The sequence below is a fragment of the Microvirga aerilata genome (assembly GCF_016743775.1).
GTDB classification, from domain to species: Bacteria; Pseudomonadota; Alphaproteobacteria; order Rhizobiales; family Beijerinckiaceae; genus Microvirga; species Microvirga aerilata.
Genome location: NZ_JAEQMY010000010.1, coordinates 82,596 through 107,931 on the forward strand (window position 1 = coordinate 82,596; position 25,336 = coordinate 107,931).

22 protein-coding genes are annotated in these 25,336 nt (G+C 64.9%); 13 read left to right on the forward strand and 9 right to left on the reverse strand.

Going from position 1 to position 25,336, the window contains the following annotated elements; translation table 11 throughout:
- Window positions 1–16 precede the first annotated feature (16 nt).
- Window positions 17–2,137 (reverse strand): transglycosylase domain-containing protein, encoded by a 2,121-nt coding sequence (locus JKG68_RS09245; RefSeq protein ID WP_202058523.1) that lies wholly within the window; start codon window positions 2,135–2,137, stop codon window positions 17–19.
- A gap of 255 nt (window positions 2,138–2,392) precedes the next feature.
- Between JKG68_RS09245 and JKG68_RS09250 the strand changes: the two genes are divergently transcribed.
- Complete coding sequence (locus JKG68_RS09250) at window positions 2,393–3,640, forward strand: cation:proton antiporter (protein WP_202058525.1); 1,248 nt, start codon at window positions 2,393–2,395, stop codon at window positions 3,638–3,640.
- A gap of 137 nt (window positions 3,641–3,777) precedes the next feature.
- Here JKG68_RS09250 and JKG68_RS09255 read toward each other — a convergent pair whose 3' ends face one another.
- The 3 genes from JKG68_RS09255 to JKG68_RS09265 form a co-directional block, all read right to left on the reverse strand.
- Entirely contained in the window at window positions 3,778–4,050 is a 273-nt protein-coding gene (locus JKG68_RS09255; RefSeq protein WP_202058527.1) for a DUF4242 domain-containing protein, read from the reverse strand.
- A gap of 120 nt (window positions 4,051–4,170) precedes the next feature.
- The gene (locus JKG68_RS09260; RefSeq protein ID WP_202058529.1) at window positions 4,171–5,613 is read right to left on the reverse strand and encodes a UdgX family uracil-DNA binding protein; all 1,443 of its coding nucleotides are present in this window, start codon (window positions 5,611–5,613) and stop codon (window positions 4,171–4,173) included.
- A gap of 83 nt (window positions 5,614–5,696) precedes the next feature.
- A complete protein-coding gene (locus JKG68_RS09265) occupies window positions 5,697–6,911 on the reverse strand; it encodes a putative DNA modification/repair radical SAM protein (RefSeq protein ID WP_202058531.1) in 1,215 nt (404 codons plus the stop codon).
- 457 nt (window positions 6,912–7,368) lie between these two features.
- On the opposite strand from JKG68_RS09265, the gene JKG68_RS09270 reads away from it, so the two are divergent.
- From JKG68_RS09270 to JKG68_RS09280, 3 genes are read left to right on the forward strand one after another with little or no spacing between them, the layout of a single operon-like run.
- Entirely contained in the window at window positions 7,369–7,914 is a 546-nt protein-coding gene (locus JKG68_RS09270) for a TRAP transporter small permease (RefSeq protein ID WP_202058532.1), read from the forward strand.
- 3 nt (window positions 7,915–7,917) lie between these two features.
- Window positions 7,918–9,234 (forward strand): TRAP transporter large permease, encoded by a 1,317-nt coding sequence (locus tag JKG68_RS09275; protein WP_202058534.1) that lies wholly within the window; start codon window positions 7,918–7,920, stop codon window positions 9,232–9,234.
- Window positions 9,235–9,264: 30 nt separating this feature from the next.
- Window positions 9,265–10,248, forward strand: coding sequence for a TRAP transporter substrate-binding protein (locus JKG68_RS09280; RefSeq protein ID WP_202058536.1), 984 nt, complete (start codon window positions 9,265–9,267; stop codon window positions 10,246–10,248).
- A 172-nt stretch (window positions 10,249–10,420) separates the two neighbouring features.
- Here the strand turns inward: JKG68_RS09280 and JKG68_RS09285 are convergent, their stop codons facing one another.
- Window positions 10,421–10,843, reverse strand: coding sequence for an OsmC family protein (locus JKG68_RS09285; RefSeq protein ID WP_202058538.1), 423 nt, complete (start codon window positions 10,841–10,843; stop codon window positions 10,421–10,423).
- 93 nt (window positions 10,844–10,936) lie between these two features.
- Here JKG68_RS09285 and JKG68_RS09290 point away from each other — a divergent pair, with 93 nt between their 5' ends.
- From JKG68_RS09290 to JKG68_RS09300, 3 genes are all read left to right on the forward strand, one after another.
- The gene (locus tag JKG68_RS09290) at window positions 10,937–11,581 is read left to right on the forward strand and encodes a DUF1345 domain-containing protein (protein WP_202058540.1); all 645 of its coding nucleotides are present in this window, start codon (window positions 10,937–10,939) and stop codon (window positions 11,579–11,581) included.
- Window positions 11,582–11,617: 36 nt separating this feature from the next.
- Window positions 11,618–12,157, forward strand: a complete 540-nt coding sequence (locus tag JKG68_RS09295) for a GNAT family N-acetyltransferase (RefSeq protein WP_202058541.1) — start codon at window positions 11,618–11,620, stop codon at window positions 12,155–12,157.
- Window positions 12,158–12,291: 134 nt separating this feature from the next.
- A complete protein-coding gene (locus JKG68_RS09300; protein WP_202058543.1) occupies window positions 12,292–13,092 on the forward strand; it encodes a hypothetical protein in 801 nt (266 codons plus the stop codon).
- A gap of 37 nt (window positions 13,093–13,129) precedes the next feature.
- On the opposite strand, the gene JKG68_RS09305 is transcribed toward JKG68_RS09300, so the two are convergent.
- The 3 genes from JKG68_RS09305 to JKG68_RS09315 all read right to left on the reverse strand — a co-directional run bounded on the left by JKG68_RS09305 (window position 13,130) and on the right by JKG68_RS09315 (window position 15,922).
- Window positions 13,130–13,663, reverse strand: coding sequence for a regulatory protein RecX (locus tag JKG68_RS09305; RefSeq protein WP_202058545.1), 534 nt, complete (start codon window positions 13,661–13,663; stop codon window positions 13,130–13,132).
- On the reverse strand, window positions 13,660–14,412 hold the full coding sequence (locus JKG68_RS09310) for a phosphatase PAP2 family protein (RefSeq protein ID WP_202058669.1): 753 nt from the start codon (window positions 14,410–14,412) through the stop codon (window positions 13,660–13,662). Before JKG68_RS09310 ends, JKG68_RS09305 begins: the two co-directional genes overlap by 4 nt.
- A 319-nt stretch (window positions 14,413–14,731) precedes the next feature.
- Window positions 14,732–15,922 carry a winged helix-turn-helix domain-containing protein gene (locus JKG68_RS09315; protein ID WP_202058547.1) on the reverse strand — a complete coding sequence of 397 codons (1,191 nt, stop codon included), beginning with the start codon at window positions 15,920–15,922 and terminating at the stop codon, window positions 14,732–14,734.
- 198 nt (window positions 15,923–16,120) lie between these two features.
- Here JKG68_RS09315 and JKG68_RS09320 point away from each other — a divergent pair, with 198 nt between their 5' ends.
- Window positions 16,121–17,623 carry an MDR family MFS transporter gene (locus tag JKG68_RS09320; protein WP_202058549.1) on the forward strand — a complete coding sequence of 501 codons (1,503 nt, stop codon included), beginning with the start codon at window positions 16,121–16,123 and terminating at the stop codon, window positions 17,621–17,623.
- Here the strand turns inward: JKG68_RS09320 and JKG68_RS09325 are convergent, their stop codons facing one another.
- Window positions 17,624–17,854 carry a hypothetical protein gene (locus JKG68_RS09325; RefSeq protein WP_202058551.1) on the reverse strand — a complete coding sequence of 77 codons (231 nt, stop codon included), beginning with the start codon at window positions 17,852–17,854 and terminating at the stop codon, window positions 17,624–17,626.
- A gap of 284 nt (window positions 17,855–18,138) precedes the next feature.
- Here JKG68_RS09325 and JKG68_RS09330 point away from each other — a divergent pair, with 284 nt between their 5' ends.
- The 5 genes from JKG68_RS09330 (at window position 18,139) to JKG68_RS09350 (ending at window position 25,321) form a co-directional block, all read left to right on the forward strand.
- The gene (locus tag JKG68_RS09330) at window positions 18,139–19,698 is read left to right on the forward strand and encodes a helicase HerA domain-containing protein (RefSeq protein ID WP_202058552.1); all 1,560 of its coding nucleotides are present in this window, start codon (window positions 18,139–18,141) and stop codon (window positions 19,696–19,698) included.
- A gap of 178 nt (window positions 19,699–19,876) precedes the next feature.
- The gene (locus tag JKG68_RS09335) at window positions 19,877–21,730 is read left to right on the forward strand and encodes an ABC transporter ATP-binding protein (protein ID WP_202058554.1); all 1,854 of its coding nucleotides are present in this window, start codon (window positions 19,877–19,879) and stop codon (window positions 21,728–21,730) included.
- Window positions 21,731–21,970: 240 nt separating this feature from the next.
- Entirely contained in the window at window positions 21,971–23,407 is a 1,437-nt protein-coding gene (locus JKG68_RS09340; protein WP_202058556.1) for a M20 family metallopeptidase, read from the forward strand.
- Window positions 23,408–23,552: 145 nt separating this feature from the next.
- Entirely contained in the window at window positions 23,553–24,491 is a 939-nt protein-coding gene (locus JKG68_RS09345) for a ring-cleaving dioxygenase (RefSeq protein ID WP_202058558.1), read from the forward strand.
- Window positions 24,492–24,802: 311 nt separating this feature from the next.
- Window positions 24,803–25,321: a putative pterin-binding protein gene (locus JKG68_RS09350; RefSeq protein WP_202058560.1), complete on the forward strand. Its 519-nt coding sequence runs from the start codon at window positions 24,803–24,805 to the stop codon at window positions 25,319–25,321.
- Window positions 25,322–25,336 lie beyond the last annotated feature (15 nt).

Below are 25,336 nucleotides of genomic sequence, written 5' to 3' on the forward strand. Positions count from 1 at the left end.
TCGCAGACCCGGTGCCTTACAGTCCGAACAGCTTCTCGAAGAAGTTCTTCTCGCGGCTGGCGGCGCGCCGAGGCTGGGGTGCGGGTGCAACCCAGCTGCCTTCACCGGCGCTCGCATAGCGCGGATCCTGCCCGGTGCCCGCCACCGGCACGTCCGACGGGGTGCGGAAGCGTTCGCTGCCGGGGAGCGCCACGGGCTGCTGGTCCTTCAGGGCTGCCTTCATGAAGTTGTGCCAGACCTCCGTCGGCAGGTTGCCGCCGGTCACGTTCTTGGTGAGCGCCCCGTCGTCGTTGCCGAGCCAGACGCCGGCCACGAGATTGCCGGTGAAACCCACGAACCAGGCGTCCTTGTAATCGTCGGTCGTTCCGGTCTTGCCGGCCATGGGCCAGCCGGGAACCTGGGCCTTGCGGGCGCTGCCGATCACGAAGGTGTTGTGCATCATCTCGTTCATCTGGGCCACGACGCCCGGATCCATCACACGCCCCAAGCCTCCCGAGGTCGGGCGCTTGTAGACCAGCTTGCCGTCCGTGGTCTTCACCTGAGAGATCACGTAGGGCACCACGCCGATGCCGCCATTGGCGAAGGCCGCATAGGCGCTCACCAGTTCGAGCGGCGTCACCTCGGAGGTGCCGAGCGCCAGCGAGCCGTTGGCCTGCAGAGGCGAGGAGATGCCGAGGCGCTGCGCCGTCTGCACCACGGCTTTCGGCCCCACCTCCATGTTGAGCTTGACCGCGATGGTGTTCAGCGAGAGCGCCAGGGCGTCCCGCAAGGTGATGGGTCCGCGATATTTGCGGTCGTAGTTCTTAGGAGCCCAGCCCTTATAGGCGATGGGGGCGTCCTCCATCACCGTGTCGGGCGTATAGCCATGCTCCACGGCGGCGAGATACACGAAGGGCTTGAAGGACGAGCCAGGCTGGCGGCGGGCGGCGGTCGCCCGGTTGAACTGGCTTGCCTCGTAATTGCGCCCGCCCACCAGGGCCTTGACGGCGCCGTCCGGCTGCAGGGCCACGAAGGCGCCCTGGCTCACGTTGAACTTCTGACCCTTGGCGTTGAGCTCCTCCACGAGCACCCGCTCGGCCGTTGCCTGCATGGAGGGCTCGATGGTGGTCGAGACCACGATGTCGGACTCCACGGTGCCGACGAAATCGTCGAGCACGTCCATCACGTAGTCGGCCGCGTAATTGGCCGATCCCGCCCCGTTGGGGCGCACGGGCTCGGCCGGGGTGCCGAGCGCGGTCTTGGTCATGCCGGGCGTGATGAAGCCGAGCTCGTTCATGGCCGCGATCACGAGTTCCGCGCGGGCCTGGGCCCGATCCGGATTGCGGTTGGGGGCCAGACGCGACGGGGACTGGACGAGGCCCGCCAGCACGGCCGCTTCCGCGAGCGACACGTTGCGGGCCGACTTGCCGTAATAGCGCTGGGCTGCGGCCTCGACCCCATAGGCGCCGGCGCCGAAATAGACACGGTTGAGGTAGAGCTCGAGGATCTGGTCCTTGGAGTAGTTGCGCTCGAGCCAAAGCGCCAGGATCGCTTCCTGGATCTTGCGCGAGGCGGTGCGCTCCTGGGTGAGGAAGAGGTTCTTGGCGAGCTGCTGCGTCAGCGTCGAGCCGCCCTGCAGGCCGCCCTTGTGAGCCAGGTTGCGGTAGACCGCGCGCCCGATGCCGATGGGATCGATGCCGAAATGGTCGTAGAAGCGCCGGTCCTCGATGGCCACGAAGGCCTTCGGCAGATAGGGCGGCAGTTCCTTGAGGTTGACCGTGCGTCCGCCGGTTTCACCGCGATTGGCGAGCAGCGAGCCGTCGCTCGCCAGGATGGCGATGTTCGGCGGTCGCTTGGGAACGGAGAGCTGGTCGATGGGGGGCAGCTGCGAGGCGTAATAGGCCACGATGCCGCCGACGCCGATGACGCCCCAGAGGCAGAGCACCAGCCCGGCATAGACCAGCTTGCTGAACAGGGAGCGACCTCCCTTGCGCTTGGCTTTCTTGAGGCGCGGCGGCTTGCCACCGTTTCGAGAGGCCTGCCTGCGCGCCATCGTTCCCCCTGCCCGGTCCTCGGGCGAGAGGCGAAAACTCAGCTCTCCCGCTTGCCCAGCGGGCGCATCGAACACCGGCTCACGCCGATCACGTCCGTTCGCCACGTCCCGTTACCCCGCATTGAGAGCCTCGGACCTAAAAGTGGTGTCCACTTTTGAGATCAATCCGACGCTCATTTCCTAAAGGCGCGTCGTTCCTGCGGAAAACCGGATCCACTTTTCCGCCCGATGCGCTGCGGCCGGTGCTGCCCGGCCTTTGGTGCTCTGAGGCACCCTAATTGTGGCGGTTTAAGGGACGGTTAACGGGGATTAACCCCTCCCTCAGGGGAACCGCCGAGTCTGGACGGCGTTCGCTGCCTTATGAGCGCTTACATCGTCGTGCTGGCTGGATTCGGGGTCGTCGTCCTGCTCACAGCCTGGCTTCCCATGGTTCTCAAGGAACTGCCCCTGTCCCTGCCGATCTTCTGCGTCGGACTAGGTGCGCTCATCTTCGCCTTTCCTCAAATTCCGGGCGTGATGCCTCACCCCAACGAAGAACTCGCCCTCGTCGAACGCCTGAGCGAATTCGTGGTCATCATCTCGCTCATGGGCGCAGGCCTCAAGATCGACCGTCCCTTCGGCTGGAAGCGATGGCGGCTCACCTGGCGGCTCCTCGGCATTTCCATGCCCCTGACGATTGTGGCGCTGGCCTGGCTCGGCCAGGTCATGATGGGCCTGAGCCTTGCGGCGGCTCTGCTGCTGGCGGCCGCTCTCGCGCCAACGGATCCGGTGCTCGCCAGCGACATCCAGGTCGGGCCTCCCGGAGACAGCGAAGAGGACGAAGTGCGCTTCACCCTCACCTCGGAGGCAGGCCTCAACGACGGCCTCGCCTTTCCGTTCATTCTGCTCGCCGTCGCCTTTGCCCATGAGGTGAGCGCGACCAGCGTGATGGAATGGTTCGCCTATGCGGTGGTCTGGAAGATCGCAGCCGGCATCGGCATGGGATATGTGATCGGGCGGGCGCTCGGCTGGCTCACCTTCCACCTGCCGAACCGGGCCAAGCTGTCGCGCACCGGCGCCGGCTTCGTGGCGGTGGGCATCACCTGCGTTGCCTACGGGTTGACGGAAATGGTCAGGGGCTACGGGTTTCTTGCCGTCTTCGTGGCGGCGCTGGCGCTCCGGGCCACGGAGCCGGAGCACGAATACCATTCCAAGCTGCACGATTTTGCCGAAGAGCTCGAGCGCCTCCTGATGATGGTGCTGCTCGTTCTGCTCGGAGGCGCCATGACGGGCGGAAACCTGTTCGCCACCCTCACGTGGCAGGCCGCCGGTTTCGGTCTCCTGGCGCTGTTCGTGGTGCGGCCGCTCGCCGGTTGGATCGGCCTGATCGGCACCGATCCGCCCCCCGGCGAGAGAGCGGCGATCAGCTTCTTCGGCATCCGCGGCCTCGGGTCGATCTATTACCTCGCCTATGCCCTGAACCACGCGAAATTCGACAACGCGAACCTGCTCTGGAGCACGGCCGGGTTCATCATCCTCGTGTCCATCGTGCTCCACGGCATCACGGTGACGCCGGCCATGCGTCACCTCGACCATCGCCGGAAGCTTGCGGCGCGGGCAGCACATTAACCCGGCCACTGGTTTCTGGAAGCGGGCTTCAGACCGCCAGAGGGGCCGAAGCAACCCACCTCCGCCGATCTCCAGGGAGCCGGGGAATGGATCGGCCAGCGGCTTAGCTGACCAGCTTCGCCTCGTTTTACGATGCGCTAGTCAGCGGTGGTCGGATCTATGATCGACCGGACCTGGGAGACGCTGTTTGCCGGAAATCCCGCCTTTTCGGCATGCTCACGGATCAGGCCTTCATCGGGCGCGCGATAGACGCAGTAGATCTTGTCGTCCGTAACGTAGCTCTGGACCCACTGAATCTCGGGCCCGAGCTCGCGCAGCACGTTGCATGAGGTCTGCGAGGCTCCTTTCAGATCTGCGGCAGACAGGCTGCCGGCGCCCGGCATCTCTCGCTCGATCACGAACTGCGGCATGACATTCTCGCCGGTTGTCCGGCGCCTCCCTCGGCCAGGCCGGATCGGCTCTGGCTTCGGGCACGGTCTGCTCTTCGGGAAAGCCTGGCAACATCCCAAACGGGTGAGCCGTACTCTTGCCTACTCCGCCGCCAGGGGTAACTCGCCCGTCTCAGGATCCGCCTGCGCGAGATCGCGGATGCGGCGCAGGTCGGTGAGGAACGCCTCATAGGCCTCCCGCTTCGTCGCCTCGTCGGGCAGGCGCAGCAGGTAGGAAGGGTGGACGGTGATGTAGCCCTCGTAGTCTCCGAACCGCGCCCGTCCCCGGGAACGGGTGATCGGCGTCGCCTTGCCCGAGAGCGCCAGAACGGCGGTTGCGCCGAGCGCCACCACGAGCTTGGGTTTCACCAGCTCCAGCTCCTTCATGAGCCAGGGCCGGTAATGCTTTACCTCGCCCGCCGTAGGCTTGGCATGAATGCGCCGGTGGCCGCGCTGGTCGAACTTGAAGTGCTTGACCGCATTGGTGAGATAAGCCTGCTCCCGCACGATTCCAGCCTCCCCCATGGCCTTGGTCAGGAGCTTGCCGGCAGGACCCACGAAGGGCCGCCCCTGCAGATCCTCCTGATCGCCTGGCTGCTCGCCGACGAACATGATGTCCGCATGCAGCGGGCCTTCGCCGAACACGGCCTGGGTGGCGCCGGGCACGAGGGGGCCGGCTTTCGCGATGATGGCGTTGAGTTCTTCCAGGCTCTTCGGGTCCTGGTCGAACATGGCTTCGAGCGCGCGCTCCGGGGTGCGTTTTGCCGGCATGCTTGCCTCCTGTTCGATCATCCGTTCAACGCGCTGGGAGGCAGTTTGGATCAGCCCCGGGATCGCGGCGGTCTCCGGCATGTTGCGCCAGTACTTCTTGGGCATCTCGGCCCGCATGGCGGTGGGGTTCACCCGCGCCGGGTTGAACACGCTCTCGTAATAGCCGCGCCAACCCTCTTCGAAGCTGTCCTCATCCGGCGCATCCTCGCGCCGGGCCGGCAGGCCGAAGCTCAAGGCCTCCCGGTTCCAATGGATGGAGCCGAGCGGCGTGAGGATCGTCCAATCGAGGGAGCGGAAGCGGTCGACGAAGAAGGGGGCTGCAGCCGCAAGGATGAAATGCTCCGGCTCGAACCAGGCCGCGAAACGCTCAACCTCTTCGCCCTTCATCCGACGAAAGCGCACGAAGGCGTGCATCTTGTGCAGGTCGCGCCGCACCGAGCGCGCCATCATGTCGATGCGGTGCACCAGCGGATCGCTCGCAACCTCGAGCAGATCGCGCTCCCCGTTCAGCGCCCGCCAGACGAGGCCGTAGAGCAGGGCGTAGCGCTCCGGGTCGCAATGGCAGACCACATGCTCGATGAGCTGCGCCACGCCTTTCGGAATCGTCACTGCCGGTGCATCGCCTGTCTGCTCGTTGCCGAACAGGCTCGGCGCGTCGTCGATGGCGAAGACCACGTGCTGCGGTGCAAGCTCCTCCGCGATCAGCCAGCGCACCGCCCGGCGAAAGCCCTGGAGGTCCGCGCCGCATTTCAGGGTGATGCGGTGGAGGGTCATGAGTATTCTTCCCTGTCATTCCGGGGCGAGTGAAACGAGAGCCCACCGCTGCGCGGCCCTGGAATGACCGTTCACTGGTTGGATCATACGAACATGCTCAACTGCTCGGGCTTCTCGATCAGCCGCTCGCGCAAGTCGAGCCTGTCGAGCTTGGCTTTCGGGTGATGATCCGCCGTGATCAGAAAGGGTCTGGCACGTTTCAGCCCCGAGGTGAGCCGGGCCACGTCCTCCAGCCGCAGGGTGGTGTGCTTTCGCGCCACCACGATCTTGTCGACGGCCCGCGCGCCGAGGCCCGGCACGCGCAGCAGCATCTCGCGCTCGGCCCGATTCACGTCCACCGGGAACAGGTGTCGGTTCTTGAGCGCCCAGGCGAGCTTGGGGTCGACGTCCAGGTCGAGCATGCCCTGTTCGCCGCCGGACGCGATCTCGTCCACGTTGAACCCGTAGTAGCGCAGCAGCCAATCGGCTTGGTAGAGCCTGCTCTCGCGCATCAACGGCGGCGATTTCAGGGGCAGGATGGCGCTCGAATCCGGGATCGGGCTGAAGGCGGAATAATACACCCGCTTCATGTCGTAATGACCGTAGAGCTTGGCCGAGGTGCGCAGCACATCCTGGTCCGTGGTCTCGTCGGCGCCCACGATCATCTGCGTGGTCTGGCCGGCCGGCGAGAAGTGCCGTCGCTCCTCGCGAGCCTCCTCGATGCGCTCGAACATCTGGGCCATGGCGCTCTCGATGGAGGCGCCGTCCTTCTCCGGCGCCAGCCGCTCCAGGCTGGTCTCGGTGGGCAGCTCGAGGTTGATCGACAGGCGGTCAGCCCAAAGCCCCGCCTCCTCGATGAGCCAGGGGCTCGCCTCGGGGATCGTCTTCAGGTGGATGTAGCCGCGAAAGCCGTGGTCGCGGCGCAGCTTCTTGGCCACCAGAAGCATCTGCTCCATGGTGTAATCCGGCGAGCGGATGATGCCGGACGACAGGAACAGGCCCTCGATGTAGTTGCGCTTGTAGAACTCGACCGTGAGCGTCACCACCTCGTCCACGGAGAACTTCGCCCGCTTCACGTTGGACGAGCGCCGGTTCACGCAATAGGCGCAGTCGAACAGGCAGTAGTTGGTGAGCAGAATCTTGAGCAGGGACACGCAGCGCCCGTCCGGCGTGTAGGCATGGCAGATGCCGCTCCCGACCGTGGAGCCCAGGCCGCCCACATCCGCCTTGCGCTTGGGTGCGCCCGAGGAGGAGCAGGAGGCATCGTATTTCGCCGCATCCGCCAGGATGCGCAGCTTTCGGCTAAGCTTCTCGTCCATGGGTCTTTTCGCTGAATTGTTCGCTTTTTGTTCTAGCATGCAGATAGGGTTGTGGCGAGGGTTCCGGAAGGGGCGGGAGGTCGCATGATCAGGAGGGCGATCTTTGTCACCAGAGCCCGCGCAGCAGAATTCATGCTCGGTAGCCGGGAATGGCGCGACCAGCCCTCCTTCCCAATGGCGAGAAGGTGGGGGTGCTGGCGCCACACGCGGATAGGCTAACGCCCACACCCCGTCCTGGCCCTCCCTACAAGGGGAGGGAAGCCTGCGCTCTGCTCGTCCAACGATCCCGGTTCGGCTTTGGCCGCCCAGCCGACGGCCAGGATTGAAGGGCACGCCTGCCCACACCTTGCGCAGAAAAGGCTCTAGCTTGTGCATTCATGATCGGAGAGGCTCTTGCCCTGGCCTGCCGTGGCGGTAAGCTCAGCCCGCGCACTACGCGCCAAAGAAAACGTGCTGCATGCTCCGTTCCGCTCTCGACGGCCTTTATCGCTTCGCCGGCTATCTCGCAGGCGTGTTTCTCCTTGTCATCTTCCTTTTGATGATGGCCCTCTCGTTGGGCCGCGAGGCTGGCATGAACATCCCCGCAGGCGACGATTTCGCGGCCTGGTCCATGGCGGCGATGGCGTTCCTCGGGCTTGCTCACACCTTCAGGTCCGGTGAGTTGATTCGTGTCGGACTGGTGCTCGACCGGCTGCCTGCCTCCGGCCGGCGCGGCATCGAGATCCTATGCCTGGTCATCGGTGCGGCCGTGATCCTCTTCTTCGCCTTCTATGCCCTGCACATGACCTATGACAGCTGGCGCTTCAACGACATGTCCCAAGGCGCCTTGGCCGTGCCCTTGTGGTTTCCCCAGCTCGGATATTCGGTGGGCCTCGCCATCCTGGCCATCGCGTTCCTGGACGAGCTCGCCCATGTGCTCACCGGCCATGCGCCCCGCTATGAAAAGGAGCCGCCCGCCACGCCCGAAGAGATCGTCGACCGCGCGGCCGAGAGTGGGCTCTGAACGATGTTTGCAGATCTCAGTCTCGTCACCACCGCCGCCATCCTGTTCGGTCTCCTGGTTTCCCTGCTGGCGCTTGGGGTGTGGATCGGAATCGCCCTGCTCATCGTGGGGTTTGCGGCCATCTTCATGGTCACGCCCGTTCCCATCGGGCCAGTTCTTGCCACCACCGTCTGGTCGAGCTCCGCATCCTGGTCGCTGGCTGCCCTGCCGCTTTTCATCTGGATGGGCGAGATCCTGTTTCGCACGCGCTTGTCAGAGCAGATGTTTCTGGGGCTGGCGCCCTGGCTCAACTGGCTTCCCGGCCGCCTTTTGCATGTGAACGTGGTAGGCTGCGGCGTGTTTGCCGCGGTGTCGGGCTCGTCGGCCGCCACTTGCGCCACCATCGGCAAGATCGCGCTGCCGGAGCTTAAAAAACGCGGCTACGACGACATGATGAGCTTAGGGAGCCTTGCCGGATCCGGCACGCTCGGGCTTCTCATTCCGCCCTCCATTCCCATGGTGGTCTATGCCATCGCGGCCAACGTGTCCGTCATCCAGGTCTTCCTGGCCGGCTTCCTGCCCGGTCTTCTGGTGATGGGGCTTTATTCGGGCTACATCGTCGTCTGGTCGTCGCTCAATCCGAAGAAGTCCCCGCTGCCCGAGCCGCGGACGAGCCTCGGTTACAAGCTGCGCCGCTCGGCGAAGCTCCTGCCCGTTCTCCTGCTGATCGCCTTCATCTTCTCCGCCCTCATCTTCGGCTTGGCGACGGCGACGGAATGTGCCGCCTGGGGCGTGACCGGGGCGCTCCTCCTCGCCTGGTGGTCGGGCACGCTGACCTGGGCGACATTCCGGGACAGCCTTCTGAGCGCGACCCGCCTGACCGTCACGATCATGCTGATCCTTGCCGGCGCCGCCTTTACCACGGCGGCCATGGCCTATACGGGGATTCCTGCGGCCCTGGCGGCCTGGGTCGAGTCGCTGCAGCTCTCGCCTTACGTGCTGATCGCGGCACTGACAGTCATGTACATCCTGCTGGGGTGCCTTATCGACGGCATCTCCATGATCGTGCTCACCACGGTCGTGGTGCTGCCCATGGTGAAGCAGGCGGGCTTCGACCTCATCTGGTTCGGCGTCTTCCTCATCATCCTGGTGGAGATGGCGCAGATCACGCCGCCGGTCGGATTTAATCTTTTCGTGCTGCAGAACATGAGCGGGCGGGACAGCTTCGCCGTCGCCAGGGCGGCGCTGCCGTTCTTCTTCCTGCTCGTGGTTGCGGTCGCCATCATCACGGCTTTTCCGGACATCGCGCTGTGGCTGCCGCGGCTCGCTTTTCCGGAGTAGGATAAAACATAATCAGAGGGAGACAGACTGATGAAGCACATGACGCGACTGACCCTGAGCCTTGCCGGCGCGCTGCTGATGGCGGCACCCGCCCTGGCCCAGACCAAGTGGAACCTGCCCGCCGCCTATCCGACCGACAACTTCCACACCGAGAACCTGAACGCCTTCTCCAAGGATGTCGCGGACGCAACGGGCGGCAAGCTGCAGATTACGGTGCATGCCAACGCCTCGCTCTTCAAGGCGCCGGAGATCAAGCGCGCGGTGCAGACCGGCCAGGCGCAGGCCGGCGAGGTGCTGATGTCGCTGCACGAGAACGAGGATCCGCTCTACGGTCTCGACGTGGTGCCTTTCCTCGCCACCTCCTTCGACCAGTCGAAGAAGCTCTGGGACGTGCAGCGGCCTGCCATCGAGAAGAAGCTCTCAGGCCAGGGCCTGATGCTGCTCTTCGCGGTGCCGTGGCCGCCGCAGGGGATCTTCGCCAAGAAGGACATCAACACCGTCGAGGACCTCAAAGGCGTGAAGTGGCGCGCCTACAATGTGGGCACCTCGCGCATCGCCGAGATCGTCGGTGCGCAGCCGGTGACCGTCCAGGCAGCCGAGCTGCCGCAGGCTCTGGCCACCGGCGTGGTCACCACCTTCATGACCTCGGGCGCCACGGGCTACGACGCGAAGGTGTGGGAGTCGCTCACGCACTTCTACGACGCGCAGGCCTGGATTCCGAAGAACATGACCTTCATCAACAAGGCGGCCTTCGATGCCCTCGACAAGCCAGTCCAGGAGGCTTTGCTCAAGGCCGCCAAAACCGCCGAGGAGCGCGGCTGGAAGCTCGCCCAGGAGAAGACCAAGTGGTACCTTGAGCAGCTGGCCAAGAACGGCATGAAGGTGCAGCCTCCCGGCCCTGAACTCAAGGCGGGCCTGCTGAAGGTCGGTGAGCAGCTCACCGCCGATTGGCTGAAGAAGGCCGGTGCCGACGGGCAGGCCATCGTCGACGGCTACAAGAAGGCGGGAATGTAATCGTCCTCGAAGTCACTGGCGTTCCGGGGCCGCCATAGGCGGAGCCCGGAATCCGGAAACACGACGCCAAAGCTTAAGGTCTTCCGATGGCCGCGGCGTCACATGCTCGACTGTCAGCGGTGATGGATCCCGGGGCGGTTCCAACGCGCCGCCCCGGAATCACAGCAAGAATCTAAGCCAGCGTGAAGTCCATCGTGATCTCCGCGTTGAGCACCTTCGAGACCGGGCAATTCTTCTCCGCCGCGCGGGCGAGTTCCTCGAACTTGGCGCGGTCGATCCCCGGCACGTTGGCGTTCAACGTCAGCGCCGATCGGGTGATCACGAAACCGCCGCCCTGCTGCTCGACGGACACCACCGCTTCCGTGGCAAGCTCGTTGGCCGTAAAGCCCGCGCCCTGGAGCTGGAAGGCGAGCGCCATGGTAAAGCAGCCCGCATGGGCCGCGGCGATCAGCTCCTCGGGATTCGTGCCCTTCTCGTTCTCGAAGCGGGTCTTGAACGAATAGGGCGTCGACGACAGAACGCCGGAATCGGAGGTAAGCTGGCCCATGCCCTCCTTGCCCGTGCCCTGCCAGACGGCTCTTGCCTTGCGGTTCATGCTGGTCTCTCCTTTTGTGGATAGGATGGGTGATCTAGGACATGGGGCGCGAGCCTCCAGAGGGTATTATCCCGTTCGATTTGCGAGTTTTTGATGATCGTTTCCGTACAGGCTCGCCTGCGTCCGCGGCTTCTCGGTGCGGCGATCGTCGCTGCCCTGGTCTTTGGCGTCCTACCGTCCTCATGGCTGGCGAACTCACGGCTTCTCGCGGCCTGGGACATCGGCGTCGTCTCCTATCTGGCTCTCGCCTGGACCATGGCGGCTCGTTCATCCACCGCGAAGATGCAGGAGCGCGCGGCGGAGGAGGACGAAAGCGCCGTCGTCGTGCTGGTGCTGACGCTCGCGGCCTCCATCGCGAGCCTTGCGGCCATCGCGGTGGAGTTGAGCGGCATTCAGGACGAGCAGGCCGGGCAGCAGGTCTTCCGCCTCTCGATCGCCGCCGTCACGATTCTGTGCTCCTGGTTCTTCGTGCACACGATTTATGCGATCCACTACGCCCATGAATACTACGGCGATGGGGGAGAGCGGCAGGGCCTTACCTTTCCGCAGGAGAGCCGGCCCGACTACTGGGACTTTCTGTATTTCTCCTTCAATCTCGGTGCCGCGGCGCAGACATCGGATGTGGTCATCGTGTCCCGGCGCATGCGCCGCCTGGCGCTTGCCCACACGATTCTGTCCTTCCTGTTCAACACGACGATTCTGGCTCTTGCGGTCAATGTCGGCGCAGGCTTGTTGTAGAACACGTTCTCGAAGGCTTTCTCGCCAGGTTGCCCGATGCTCAGTTCCTTTCCTTCATCCGACCTCGTCCCCACCGTCGAAACGAACCGTCTCGTCCTGCGCGGGCACCGGCTCGACGATTTTGCCGACTCCCTTGCCCTCTGGACCGATCCGGAGAGCGTGCGGTTCATCGGCGGCAAGCCCTCCACGCAGGAGGAGGTCTGGGCCAGGATGCTGCGCTATGCCGGCCACTGGTTGCTTCTGGGCTTCGGCTACTGGGTTGTGACCGACAAGGAGACGGGCCGGTTCGTGGGCGAGGTCGGGTTCGGCAACTTCAAGCGCGATATCGAACCCTCCCTCGACGGCATGCCGGAAATCGGCTGGGTGCTCGCCGGCGACCAGCATGGGCAGGGCTATGCGACGGAGGCCGCTCGCGCTGCCATCACCTGGGGCGAGACGCATTTCGGCCCCGTGCGCACCGCCTGCATCATCGCTCCTGAGAACGGGCCGTCCATCCGCGTGGCGGAGAAATGCGGTTACCGGGAGTTCCGGCGCACCACCTACAAGGACCAGCCGACGATCATGTTCGTGAGGTGAGCCGAGAAGCCCTGCTCTTGTTGACCGTCGGTACTCACAGAGTCGAGATAACCAATAAACATTGGAGCACTGTTGCGAGTAGCACTCCGCACTATGTAAGCAAATTACATTCCACATTGCTTAGAGCGTTGATCGTGCCTCAGAGAAAGAAGCTTTCTCTTCAGTGGACCACACGGTGGGCCACAGTTCTGATCCTTGCCCCGACCGCCCTACTGTTTCATGATTGGATGACTTTGACGGGCATCGTTAGCCTGTCGGCGCTTTCTGATCTCGTTTTTCATCACCTTTTCTCAAAGGCTCCCGAATTTGCCTCGGCCAATCGGGCGGCGGTCTCAGGCGAAGATGCATTTCATAAGCCAAGTAGCTCTCCTGCCCTGGAATGGGATTGGCTCGGTGGAGCGATCCTGCTGCTCGTATGGGGTGATTGCTCATTCAACCTTGAGAACCCAGGCAATGATCTCTTCCAACAACGTCTCTTCTGGTTCATCTATGTCGGCTTGCCGCCTTTGCTAGCAGCCAGCACCAGGATGACAGCGCGCTGGCTGTTCCGGTGGCGCTCCCGGAGTAAGACGATGTCGGGAGGCGACATGTTAGACGTGTTACTGTTTGACGGGTCAACTGAATGGATAGGGCCGATTCTCGGAATGCTCATCTGCCTGCTCTATCCTCCGATTGCCAGCAACCCTCAGGCACCGCGCCTTCCGGTGCCTCTGATCCTGTGCACGCTGTTTTATGCAGCCATACATGCCGTGCTGGGCTATGCATTGGTTGTCAGCCAGCCCCCTTTCGGGATAGGCGGCCTAGCGGCGTTCTTGGGGATCATGGTCATGCTGATCCTCGCAGGATCATGTTGGGTCAGCCTGCCGGAGCATAAGTCCTTGCTGCCACCTCCGAAGCGCCGCACAGCGTCAAAGAAGCGGCGAACAGCCCATTAGCTTGTTGCCCTCGCCTCATGCTCTTTGAAGAAGCCTTTCACTCCCGCTCGCCTTCGATCACCTGCCGCGCCACGTCGAACCGGAAGCCGGCGCGGGCCATGGCGGCCAAGTCCTTGTCGCGATAGGGCGCGCGCTCGCCGGGCCGGAACGGCCCGAGCTTGCGGCGGCGGGCAAAGGCGCGGGCGGCCTGCTCTTCGTCGCCCTCTTCTCCCTCCAGAGCCGCCGCGATGGTGGTGCGGTCCACCCCCTTGGCGGAGAGCTTCGCCTGGATAGCCCGGGCCGAACCGCCCCGGCGCCGCAGGGTGGCGACGCGGGCCTCCGCGTAGCGGCTGTCGTCGATGAGGCCGACCCGCAGGCTTTTCGCCACCACCTCGTCGATCAGCTCGTGAAACTCGGCCGGGTCCTCGCCGCGCAGGCGGCAGCGCTTGTCCACCTTCCGCCGCAGGACCCGGCGCAGGTTCTCGGCCGAGGAGGAATAGCGCTCAAGATAGGACATGGCGGCCCGCTGCAGATAAGCCGGGCTCACCTTGCGCGGCGGCTTCCTTTCGGGCCTGTCGCGTGGGTCGGTCATGATTCCTTCGCGTCGGATGCCCGCGTGTGCTCGCCCGGCTTCTCCACCTGTCCCTGCCGCTGCAGCTGCAACGCCACAAACCAGCACAGGGCTGCCCAGGCGGCGCCGACGGACCATCCGGCGAGCACGTCGCTCGGCCAGTGAACGCCGAGATAGACGCGGCTCACGCCCACGAGCAGGGTCATGACGATGGCCAGTCCCATGATGAAGGCGCTGACGCGTCGGCTCTTCTCCACGCGGGCGAGCAAGGCGCCCAGGGTCAGATAGGTGATGGCGGACATCATCGCATGGCCGCTCGGGAAGCTGGCCGTGTAAACCCTGGTCGCATGGGGCACGAGATCCGGCCGCGGCCGCTCGAAGCCGAGTTTCAGGCCAGTGGAAATGAGGGTGCCGCCGACGATGGCGACCAGCACCAGTAGGGCTGCGCCGCGCTTTCCCGCCATGAGCAGATAGGTGACCGTCGCCAGGGTGAGAAGCGTCAGGATCGCGTAGCCGCCAAGCCCCGTGAAGTCCCGCGCCGACTCCTCCAGCCAGGAGGGCCCGAGGGGATTGGCCGGGTTCTGGGGATCGCGCAGGGCGAGCAGGAGCTGGCGGTCGAAGGTGTGCGTCTCGCCTTCCTGCACCTCGTCGGCCAGTGCGATGAAGGCCCAGGCGAAGAAACCGCAGGCGGAAACCGACAGCAACGGGCCGATTTCGTTGAGACGCAGGCGAAGCCACAGGCGCGTGGCGGGGGCAATGAGCGTGTTCATGGTCGCATCAGATAGGGGCTTGAGCGTGTCTGGCGAGAGCCAAGCACTCATGGCGATCCGCTAGGTCATCCCTGGCGACCCCAGGGCGGGAAGGGGATCCACTCCCATGCGTGGTGCTATGGATTCCCTTCCCCTCCGCTAACGCTCCGGCCGGGAATGACACGGAGGGTGAGCAACGGCGGCAGAACCACGAGGTCGGCACCACCCTGTCATCCCCGCGAACGAAGTGAGGGAAGGGGATCCACCCACATGCGCAGTGCTATGCGTTTCCTTCCCGACCTGCGCTCCGCCCAGGAATGACTCTGCGGCCGTGCTGATCTCAAAGCCCCAGCCTCTTCCGCCACTCGTTCGGCGCAGTGACGCTGCCGAGATTGAGCCACCCGGCCATCAGGCGAAGCTCGTCGCCGAGGGCCGGTGCGATCTCCTCCGGCGGAACGGAGGCCTCCGGGTGGATCGAGTGCACGATGAGATTGCCCGCCGCACGGTCCGCCTTGAGGTCGACGCGGGCGACGATTTTTTCGCCGAGCACGAAGGGCAGGCAGTAATAGCCGAATTCCCGTTTCTCGGCCGGGGTGTAGATCTCGATGCGGTAGCGGAAATCGAACAGGCGCTCCGTGCGTGTGCGCTCCCAGACGATGGGGTCGAAGGGCGACACCAGCGCCCGCGCCTCGACGCGCCGCGGGATCTTGGCCTCCGGATCGAGATAGACCGGACCCCAGCCCTCGACCGTGACAGGGATGAGATCGCCCGCCTCCACCAGTTCGGGAATGCGGGCCTTCGTATCCTTCGGCTCCAGGCGGAAATAGTCGCGCAGGCAACGCTCGGACGCGATGCCGAGCGCCCGAATGGAGAGCCGCAGGAGTTCGCGCTGCGCCTCGTCTGCGGAAGGCGTCGGCGCGTTCAGGATGTCGGAGGGCAGAGCCCGCTCCGGCAGGTCGTAGATGCGCTCGAAGCCGCGCCGTGTGGCGGTGGTGACCTCGCCTGCCCAGAACAGCCATTCCAGCGCGCGCTTGCCGTCGCTCCAGCCCCACCAGGAGCCCTTTCCCTTGCCGCCGATCGAGAGTTCGCCTGCACCGATCGGCCCGCGTGTCTCGATCTCGCAGCGCACCTCCTCGATGAAGGCGCGCTTCTCCTGCCCGAAGCGGGCGAGCCCGCCGTAGATGCCCTCGCCCTGCCGCGCGCGCTCCATGCGCCAGCGGAAGAGGGGATGCAGGTCGAGCCGGATCAGGGAGGCCTCGTGGCCCCAGTATTCAAAGGTCTCGCGCCTCCTCGGGTGGTAGGCGGTCTTTTCGAGAAGCCCACGGTCATAGGCGCCGATCCGCGAGAAAAGCGGCATGTAGTGGGCCCGCACCAGCACGTTGACCGAATCGATCTGGAGCAGGTGCGAGCGCCCCAGCACGCGGCTCAGGTGGCGCTTGGTCGCGGCTTCGGGGCGGCGTTCGAGGAAGCCCTGGGCGGCGAGGGCAACGCGACGCGCTTGGGCGAGGGAGAGATGGGTGCGAGGTGCCATGGGCGAACATTACAGGAACGATCCTGCCGGATGCCAGACCCTAGCCCTGTATGGAATGGTGCAATGCTGCGGAACCTGTGGATGGCTCCCGGGTTTAAGCTCGCTCGTCAGCCGGAACGCATACCCGCCCTGCGGCCCGGGCGAGGACAAAGCTGCTCCTCGTCCCCTAGATGGGCTTGCCGGAACACGACGGACACGATGGATCAATCAACCAACGAGACGCTTCGGGGCAGCCCGACACCCGCCTTGAGCCATGCCGAGATCCGCACGATCATCGTCGGCGTTCTCCTGGCCATGTTCCTGGCGGCCTTGGACCAGACCATCATCGCGACGGCGCTGCCGACGATCGGCCGTGAGCTGGGCGATCTGGAGCACCTGCCCTGGATCGTGACGGTTTATCTCCTGACCTCCACGGCCGTGACGCCGCTCTACGGCAAGCTCAGCGATTCCTATGGCCGCCGCGTCATCATGCTGATCGGCATCGTGGTCTTCATCGCCGGATCCATCGCCTGCGCGCTCGCGCCCACGATGTTTTTCCTCATCCTGGCCCGGGGCATCCAGGGCATCGGCGGCGGGGGGCTGATCGCGCTGGCGCAGACCATCATCGCCGACATCGTGCCGCCGCGGGAGCGCGGGCGCTATCAGGTCTACTTCGCCAGCGTGTTCATGACCTCGAGCCTCCTCGGGCCGGTGCTGGGCGGCTATTTTGCCGAGCACCTGCACTGGTCGGCGATCTTCTGGATCAACCTGCCGCTCGGGCTCGTGGCCTTCGCCATCGCGTTCCGCAGCCTGAAAAAGCTCCCGCGCTTCGAGCGACCGCACAGGCTCGACCTCCTGGGAGCCGTTCTTCTGGTAACGGCGACCGTGGCGCTGCTCTTGAGCCTGAGCTGGGGCGGGATCCGCTTTCCCTGGGGCTCGCTGCCGATCTTGGGCCTTTTTGCCGTCTCTCTGGTGCTCTGGGGGCTGTTTGCGGCGCGCATGCGTCTGGCGCCCGAGCCGCTGATCCCACCGGGCGTGCTGCACAATCCCGTGGTGCGCATGGGGGTGCTCGCCGCCTGCTTCGGCATGGGCACCTATATCGGGCTTACCATCTACCTGCCGGTCTATTTCGAGGCGGTGCGCGGCCTCTCGGCGAGCCTGTCGGGCCTGGCGCTCATTCCGCTCATGGCCGGAACGGTGGTGGGCGCAACCCTGTCCGGCCGCACCATGGCGAAGGTGAAGCACTACAAGCGGCTTCCCATCGCGGGCCTTCTGGTGGCCATGGCGGCCACCGGGGTGCTCGTGGTCTACGGCCAAGCCCTGTCCATCACCGCCGTCGAGGTCGTCCTGGCCGTCATCAGCGTCGGCCTGGGCACGCTCCTGCCCGTGACCATGGTCACCACCCAGAACGCGGTGGCCTCCCACGAGATGGGAACCGCGACGGGCACGGCCAACTTCTTCCGCTCGCTCGGCGGCGCCTTCATCGTGGCAATCTTCGGTGCCATCGTGCTCAGCGGATCGGGCCTGAGCGGGGCTGCGAGCTTCGAAGCTCTGGGCGCTGCGGCGTCCGCGAGCGGCATCAATCTCGGGGATGTCTTCAGCTACGTATTCCTGGCGGCCCTCGTCGGCTTCGGGCTGGCGCTCGCCTTCCTGCTGGCCCTGGAGGAGCGGCCCCTGCGCGGCAGCGCCGTGAAGGCTGCCGAAGCGGCCGCGGCCGACTGATCAGCCCCGGTTCCGGAAGCGCAGGAAAAGCAGCACGAGGGCGAAGATGATGATCAGCCCCGAGATCATCATGCCGAAGACCCCGAAGGCCCCTTCCGCCCGCTCCGTGCCGGGCGGAACCGCCTGCGTTCCGGCCGCGCCCTCGCCCGGGCTCATCGGCTGACCCGTGCCCTGCACCCGGAGGACAGGGGACTCGTCGGCGATTCGGGTGGCAGGGGCAGGGATCGGCATCTTTCATCCTGGGAGCGTCTGTCGGGGATTAATGATCCTCTCCGGCCCAGGTTTCCTTGGGTCTGCGGCGTCATGCCTGGGGATAGCCCCTCTCGCCTGTGGAGAGCTTCGCATCCGTCGGCACTTTCCTAGGCTTTGCCGTGTTAGGACCAAGCTGGATTTCGCGCATCGTGCGGCCCTTCGGGTCCGCTCCGAACGATGCGCTTGGAAGAATGAGCATCGGATAACCCCAAAAGTGCCTTCCACTTTCGGGTCCGATGCTTTCGATCGTGCGAGGGAGGCTGATGAAGGCTGGCATCGACATGGGACAGGTGTCCTCGGGAGGGTTGTCCCCCGCCCCTGGAGGACAATCGGCTCTGCTCGATCTGGAAGAGCTTCTGGCGACGCGTCTGCTCGTCCAGGGCAATTCCGGCTCCGGCAAGTCGCATCTCCTGCGCCGCCTTCTCGAGCAGAGCGCCAACCTCGTCCAGCAGGCCATCATCGACCCAGAGGGCGATTTCGTCACGCTCGCCGACCGGTTCGGCCATGTGGTGGTGGATGCCTCCCGCAGCGAGGGCGACCTCCAGCGCATCGCCGCTCGCGTGCGCCAGCACCGGGTCTCCGTGGTGCTGAGCCTGGAAGGCCTCGACGCAGAGGCGCAGATGCGGTGTGCTGCGGCCTTTCTCGGCGGCCTCTTCGATGCGGAGCGCGACTACTGGTACCCCATGCTGGTGGTGGTGGACGAAGCGCAGCTCTTTGCGCCGGCCGCCGCAGGCGACGTGTCGGATGAGGCGAGAAAGGTCTCGCTGGGCGCCATGACCAACCTCATGTGCCGCGGCCGCAAGCGGGGGCTGGCCGGCATCATCGCCACCCAGCGCCTCGCCAAGCTCGCCAAGAACGTGGCGGCGGAGGCCTCCAACTTTCTCATGGGCCGCACCTTCCTCGACATCGACATGGCGCGCGCCGCCGACCTGTTGGGCATGGAGCGCCGCCAGGCCGAGATGTTCCGCGACCTCGAGCGCGGGCACTTCGTGGCCTTGGGTCCCGCCCTTTCGCGCCGCCCGCTGCCCATCCGCATCGGCGAGGTCGAAACCTCCACCCGCAGCGGCTCCTTCAAGCTGATGCCGTTGCCGGAGCAGCCGAAGGAAGAAGCCCGCGACCTCATCTTCAAGGCGGGCGAGGACGAGCCCGCCCGCCCGGTCATGCCGCGCCGCGCCCCTCCACCGCCGCCGGCTCCCTCCACCAACGATCTCCTGGCCCAGCTCGCCCGCACGCGCCCTGCCGCAGCACCCGAGCCGCAGGCGGAGGAGACCGCGCAGTCGAAAGCCGAGCGCGAGGCGGCGCTTAACACGATCCTGCGCGAGATCATGGACGATCCCGAAGCCGCCTTCCGCTCGGTCGCCGTGCTCTACCAGGATTTCCTCGTGCGCTGCCGCATCCGGCGCGTGGCCGGCGAGCCCTTGAACCTGCCCGCCTTCCGCCGCCGCCTGGCGGTGGCCCGCGCCGGCGTCGACACGGCAACCGCCGAGGGCTCCGAATGGGACCGCGCCGTGGCCTTCGCGGGCGAACTCACCGAGGACATCCAGGGCATCTACCTGCTCATCGCCCGCGCCGCCATGGAAGGCTCGCCCTGCCCGCCGGACGGCGAGATTGCGCGGGCCTGCGGAAGCCGCTCGCCGGGCCGGGCGCGCCGCCTCATCGCCTATATGGAGAGCCGCAACGTGGTCGTGACCCGCAACGATCCGCGCGGGCTTCGCATCATCGCGCTCCCCGATCTTGGGTGGGAGACGGCTCCGGGCGATCCGAACGCTTTTGAAGAGCCGCAAGGTCCGGCCGAGACGCGGGATCTGTTTGCGGTGGGGTAGTTCCCTCATCGCGGGGAGCTGAGGCGGCCCAAGCTCTCATGGACCTCAGGCACACGGAAGCCCGCTGATGCCATCCATCAATTAATTTGCAGGGCGATCGTCACCCCAACAACAAAGAGTGTTGCATCATTGCGCCTTTGCCCCATCTGAGTCGGGCCTAAGACCGTGAGATGCACCGATGTTCCGCTACTTCGAGTCCCGCCTCGATTTCATGAAAAAGCCTCCGGGGGTGTCGCCGCCGGATACGCTGTGGGGCTTCTACTGGCATTTCGTTTCCCAGGCGAAAGGCCTGTTCCTGGCGCTGTTCGGGCTCGGCTTCGTGCTGGCGGTGTTCGAGGCGCTCATTCCCTATCTCATCGGGCGCTTGGTCTCGGCCCTGTCGAATACGTCGCCTGAGGGCATTTTCCGCGAGGCGGGGCCGCTGCTCCTCTCTATGGCGGCTATCATTCTCCTGGTTCGGCCCCTCGGCACGATCCTGTTCCGACTCCTGGTCAACCATTCGCTCGCCGTTTCCTTCACCAGCATGGTGCACTGGCAGAACTACTGGCACGTGGTGCGCCAGCCCCTGGGGTTCTTTCAGGAGGACTTTGCCGGGCGCATCGCCAACCGGGTGCTGCAGACGGCGCGGCCTTTGCGCGAGAGCGTTCTGTCGGTGGCCCGCGCCGTCTGGCAGATCCTGATTTTCGGGGCGGCCTCCATCGGTCTTCTCGGCACGCAGGATATTCGACTCGCCTTGCCGATGGCCGGATGGTTCGTGCTCTACGCAGGCCTGCTGGCCATTGCCCTGCCGCGCATTCAACGCCGCTCCCGCGAGTCGAGCGAGGCACGCTCGGCGGTCACCGGCAAGGTCGTGGACAGCTTCACCAACATCATGACCGTCAAGCTGTTCGGGCGCCGGCGGGATGAGGACGATTACATCAGCGACGGTTATCGCCGGTTCAACGATGCCTTCCTGCTGCAGCAGAGGGTGAACACGGTTTATGTGGCGAGCCTCACATTTCTCAATGCGTTCTTCCTGGTCGCGACCGGCGCCATGGCGGTGTGGCTCTTCAGCGCCAATCGCGTCGATGCCGGTACCATGACCACTGCCTTGCTGCTCTCCACCCAGATCGTCTCCATGTCCGGCTGGGTGGCCTTCGAGGTCATGAGCATCTTCGAGAATGTGGGCACCGTGCAGGAGGGCATGAAGACGATCTCGCGCCCGCTCACCATGCAGGATAAGCCGACCGCCAGACCTCTGACGGTCACGAGGGGAGAGATCCGCTTCATCGATGTGAGCTTCTCCTACGGCGAGGGCGACAAGGTGATCGACCGGCTCGATCTCACCATCCGGCCCGGCGAGAAGATCGGCCTCGTGGGACGCTCCGGCGTCGGCAAGACCACGCTGGTCAACCTGCTGCTGCGTTTCTTCGAGCCTCAAGATGGCCGCATCCTGATCGACGGGCAGGACATTGCCGACGTGATGGAGGAGAGCTTGCGCGCGCAGATCTCCGTGGTCACGCAGGATACCTCGCTGCTGCACCGCTCCATCCGGGAGAACATCCTCTATGGGCGGCCCGATGCGAGCGAGGAGGCCATGCGGGAGGCGGCCCGCCAGGCCCACGCCACCGAATTCATCGAGCGCCTCGTCGACGGCCGGGGTCGGCGCGGCTTCGACGCCCATGTGGGCGAGCGCGGCGTCAAGCTCTCCGGCGGCCAGCGCCAGCGCATCGCCATCGCCCGCGTGATCCTGAAGGACGCGCCGATCCTGGTTCTGGACGAGGCCACCTCGGCGCTCGACTCGGAGGTGGAGGCCGCGATCCAGGACTCGCTGGCGACCCTCATGCAGGGCAAGACGGTGATCGCCATCGCGCACCGTCTCTCGACCTTGCAGCTCATGGACCGCCTCATCGTGATGGACGACGCGCGGATCGTGGAGGAGGGCACTCACGAGGAACTGCTCGGGAACGAAGGCCTCTATGCCGGCCTGTGGTCGCGTCAGTCCGGCGGGTTTCTTGCGCCACGCAAGGAGATCAGGGACGAGGCGGTCTGAAACGGTGGGGCACCGTTTCCTTTCCCCTTGCGGGGATGGTGCGGCTGGGTGAGGCCTGAAACCAGCATGCCGCTTCTCCCTCTTCCACACGGGAGAAGGGAGGCGCTGCAGCCGCCTCGCGCAAACGCCGTAAGGGCAGGGAGGCATAGCTTGCAACTTCGTTCCGCCTTTCGCCATCACGCGATCATGGATTATGGATTATGGTCGCGCCTTTCCGATCACCACGAGTTTTGAAACATCATGCATAACGATCGCCTGAGCCTCGATGCCATCGCCCGCCATGTCGATGCCAAAGCCAACGATTACTGCGCCTTGAGCGACCGGATCTGGGCCATGCCGGAGCTCGCCTTCGAGGAGCACCGCTCGGTCGCCGAGCAGATCGCCATCCTGGAGCGCGAGGGCTTCCGCATCACGCGTAACGTCGGCGGCATGGCAACCGCCTTCATCGCGGAAGCAGGCCAGGGCGGTCCCGTCGTCGGCATTCTCGGCGAGTTCGATGCGCTGCCCGATCTGGCTCAGCACTCCGGACGCATCGAGCATGCGCCCACGACGAAGGGCGCGCCCGGCCATGGCTGCGGCCATAACCTGCTGGGAGCCGGATCCGCATTGGCCGCGGTCGCGCTCAAAGACGCGCTGGAAGCCGAAGGGATCGCCGGCACCGTGCGCTACTACGGCTGCCCGGCCGAGGAGAGCGGTTCGGGCAAGACCTTCATGGCCCGCGCCGGCCTGTTTCACGATCTCGATGCCGCCTTCTGCTGGCATCCGAACGTGATCAACGAGGTGTCGACCACATCGTCGCTTGCCTGCATCCAGGCCTACTTTCGCTTCACGGGCCGCTCTGCCCACGCGGCGGCCTCGCCCCATGTGGGCCGCTCCGCGCTCGATGCGGTGGAGCTCATGAACGTGGGCGTGAATTACATGCGCGAGCACATGCCCTCCGATGCCCGGGTGCACTACGCCATTACCAACACCGGCGGCGATGCGCCGAACGTTGTGCAGGCCTATGCGGAATCCCTCTACCTGGTGCGCTCGCCGCATCTGCCCGACGCGGAGCGACTATTCGAGCGGGTGCGAAAGATCGCAGAGGGCGCTGCCCTCATGACGGAAACCGCCGTTTCGGTGCAGATCACGGATGCCACCTCCAATGTCGTGCCCAACACGGCGCTGCAGGAGGCCATGTACGAGAACATGCGCCGCCTCGGGCCGCCGGCCTTCGACGAGGCCGATATGGCCTTTGCCCGTGATCTTCAGAAAACCGCTCTGACGGAGGAGGAGATTCTCGCGAGCGTGAAGCCGCATGATCTTTCCCTCAAAGCCAAGGTGCTGCACGACGGGGTGCTCTCCATGCCGACGCGGGAAGAGGTGATGATGGGCACCACCGATGTGGGCGATGTGAGCTGGATCGTCCCGACCGTCCAGTGCCACACGGCCTGCTTTGCCATTGGCACCCCGTTCCACACCTGGCAAATGGTGACGCAGGGCAATCTGCCTGCAGCCCACAAGGGTATGGTGCTGGCCGCCAAGGCCATGGCTGCTACCGCAGCGGATGCCTTACGCAATCCGGACCTCGTCGCCCGCGCCAAGGCGGAGCTGAAGGAGCGCACCGGCGGCCGGGATTATGTCTGCCCGATCCCGGAGAGCGTAACGCCGGACGATCTGCGGGCGAAAGCGGCCTGATCGCAGAAACTTTTACTTTTGCAAGCGTCCCAGCTTACGGCTGGGACGCTTTTTGCATTTTGGCAATGTCGCCTTGGCGTCCCGCAGGCTCGCAACCGCATCCCCGCAGGTCTATCTTCACCGCAGCATTGATGGAGACAGCACCATGAAGCTGACCGGAATTCACCATTTGACCGCCGTGACCGCGGACGCACCCAGGAACCATGCCTTCTACACGCAGGCTCTGGGGATGCGTCTCGTGAAGAAGACCGTCAACCAGGACGATGTGAGCGCCTATCACCTGTTCTATGCCGACGGTCTCGCTTCGCCTGGAACGGACCTCACCTTCTTCGACTGGCCGGTCGGGCGTGAGCGGCGCGGCACCCACAGCATCTCGCAGACGGCCTTGCGCGTGAACGGCGAGAAGGCCCTGCAATGGTGGAAGGAGCGCTTCGATGCCTCGGACATCACGAGCCAGAACATCGTTGAGCGGGATGGGCGGCTCACCCTCGACTTCGAGGATTTCGAAGGCCAGCGTTTCAGTCTCGTGGACGATGGCGGGCAAGGTGAGGCTCACCCATGGGATCGCAGCCCCGTACCGGCCGAGCACCAGATCAGGGGCTTGGGACCCATCCGGATCAGCGTGCCGAAGCTCGAGCGCACGGCTCGTGTCCTGACCGAGGCCATGGATATGCGCGCCGCGCGGGAGTACCGCGTGGGCGACACGCCGGTTCATGTGTTCGAGATGGGCGAAGGCGGTCCTGCCGCCGAACTGCATGTGGCCGTCGAGCCAGGTCTGTCTCCCGCGGCTCCCGGGGCGGGCGGCGTGCATCACGTGGCCTTCCGCACCCCCAACGAGCAGACCTACCAGGAATGCTGGGAGCGCCTCCAGTCCCTGCGGGCGCCCTCGAGCGGCCCCGTAGACCGCTACTACTTCCAGAGCCTCTACTTCCGCGAGCCTGGCGGCATCCTGTTCGAGATCGCCACGGACGGTCCGGGCTTCGCCACCGACGAGCCGATGGACAAGCTCGGCGAACGCTTGGCCCTCCCGCCCTTCCTGGAGCCGCGCCGGGCGGAGATCGAGGCAGGCCTCAAGCCTCTTTAAGGCTCCTACGGCCGAAGCGGCCCCTCTGTTTTGCATCAGGAAACAACCTCAGCCGCCTCTCAGATTTCTGCGAGGCGGCTGTCTCGGCAGGAAGCCTGTTCTGCCAGTCCTGCCGGAGGCCTCCAGCATCTGTGTGATGCGAGCCCTGACACGCGCTTTCCTGTACTGGAGGGCAGCTACATCTTGGTAAAATGCACTAATATTACTACATTGATAAGTCTGTAACTTTTACTTTAGAGTCTTGAGCGTATACCAAACCATTGAATTCTTCAGATGATCTGAATAGCGGGATTTCCCGATTAGGGGGCAGCATGCTTGGCGCTAAGGTAAGAACCAGCCTGATGGGGGTGCTCATCGCATTCCTCGGAGTCATGGGCGCAACTTACGCTCATGCGCTGGATACCCCGGCTGAGAGGCCGATCCTGACGATTTCCGGCAAGATCGCAGTGACCAACAATAACAGCACCGCGCAGTTCGACCGACCGATGCTCGAAGCGCTCGGCATGACAACGATCGAAACGACCACCCCCTGGCACGACGGCAAGGTCAAGTTCGAGGGCATCCCCCTCGACAAGCTGATGAAGCAGGTTGGTGCGACCGGGCAGCGCGTTGCCGTGGTGGCGCTCAACGATTACACCACGGAGATCCCGATGGAGGACTTCGAGCGGCATAACGTGATCCTCGCCATCAAGCTGAACGGCGAGTACATGTCGGTTCGCGACAAGGGCCCTCTGTTCATCATCTATCCTTACGACAGTAATCCCGCCCTGAAGACGCAGACCTATTACGGTCGCTCCGCATGGCAGGTCGCCAGGATCGATGTGAGATAACAGGGTAGGCAGGTC

Coding starts and splice junctions, on each gene's coding strand:
- JKG68_RS09325 (WP_202058551.1), bottom strand. CDS start 17,854: ATGCCGATCCCTGCCCCTGCCACCCGAATCGCCGACGAGTCCCCTGTC.
- JKG68_RS09310 (WP_202058669.1), bottom strand. CDS start 14,412: ATGAACACGCTCATTGCCCCCGCCACGCGCCTGTGGCTTCGCCTGCGT.
- JKG68_RS09290 (WP_202058540.1), top strand. CDS start 10,937: ATGATCGTTTCCGTACAGGCTCGCCTGCGTCCGCGGCTTCTCGGTGCG.
- JKG68_RS09275 (WP_202058534.1), top strand. CDS start 7,918: ATGTTTGCAGATCTCAGTCTCGTCACCACCGCCGCCATCCTGTTCGGT.
- JKG68_RS09320 (WP_202058549.1), top strand. CDS start 16,121: ATGGATCAATCAACCAACGAGACGCTTCGGGGCAGCCCGACACCCGCC.
- JKG68_RS09260 (WP_202058529.1), bottom strand. CDS start 5,613: ATGACCCTCCACCGCATCACCCTGAAATGCGGCGCGGACCTCCAGGGC.
- JKG68_RS09345 (WP_202058558.1), top strand. CDS start 23,553: ATGAAGCTGACCGGAATTCACCATTTGACCGCCGTGACCGCGGACGCA.
- JKG68_RS09250 (WP_202058525.1), top strand. CDS start 2,393: ATGAGCGCTTACATCGTCGTGCTGGCTGGATTCGGGGTCGTCGTCCTG.
- JKG68_RS09340 (WP_202058556.1), top strand. CDS start 21,971: ATGCATAACGATCGCCTGAGCCTCGATGCCATCGCCCGCCATGTCGAT.
- JKG68_RS09335 (WP_202058554.1), top strand. CDS start 19,877: ATGTTCCGCTACTTCGAGTCCCGCCTCGATTTCATGAAAAAGCCTCCG.
- JKG68_RS09350 (WP_202058560.1), top strand. CDS start 24,803: ATGCTTGGCGCTAAGGTAAGAACCAGCCTGATGGGGGTGCTCATCGCA.
- JKG68_RS09305 (WP_202058545.1), bottom strand. CDS start 13,663: ATGACCGACCCACGCGACAGGCCCGAAAGGAAGCCGCCGCGCAAGGTG.
- JKG68_RS09280 (WP_202058536.1), top strand. CDS start 9,265: ATGAAGCACATGACGCGACTGACCCTGAGCCTTGCCGGCGCGCTGCTG.
- JKG68_RS09285 (WP_202058538.1), bottom strand. CDS start 10,843: ATGAACCGCAAGGCAAGAGCCGTCTGGCAGGGCACGGGCAAGGAGGGC.
- JKG68_RS09315 (WP_202058547.1), bottom strand. CDS start 15,922: ATGGCACCTCGCACCCATCTCTCCCTCGCCCAAGCGCGTCGCGTTGCC.
- JKG68_RS09265 (WP_202058531.1), bottom strand. CDS start 6,911: ATGGACGAGAAGCTTAGCCGAAAGCTGCGCATCCTGGCGGATGCGGCG.
- JKG68_RS09295 (WP_202058541.1), top strand. CDS start 11,618: ATGCTCAGTTCCTTTCCTTCATCCGACCTCGTCCCCACCGTCGAAACG.
- JKG68_RS09255 (WP_202058527.1), bottom strand. CDS start 4,050: ATGCCGCAGTTCGTGATCGAGCGAGAGATGCCGGGCGCCGGCAGCCTG.
- JKG68_RS09270 (WP_202058532.1), top strand. CDS start 7,369: ATGCTCCGTTCCGCTCTCGACGGCCTTTATCGCTTCGCCGGCTATCTC.
- JKG68_RS09330 (WP_202058552.1), top strand. CDS start 18,139: ATGAAGGCTGGCATCGACATGGGACAGGTGTCCTCGGGAGGGTTGTCC.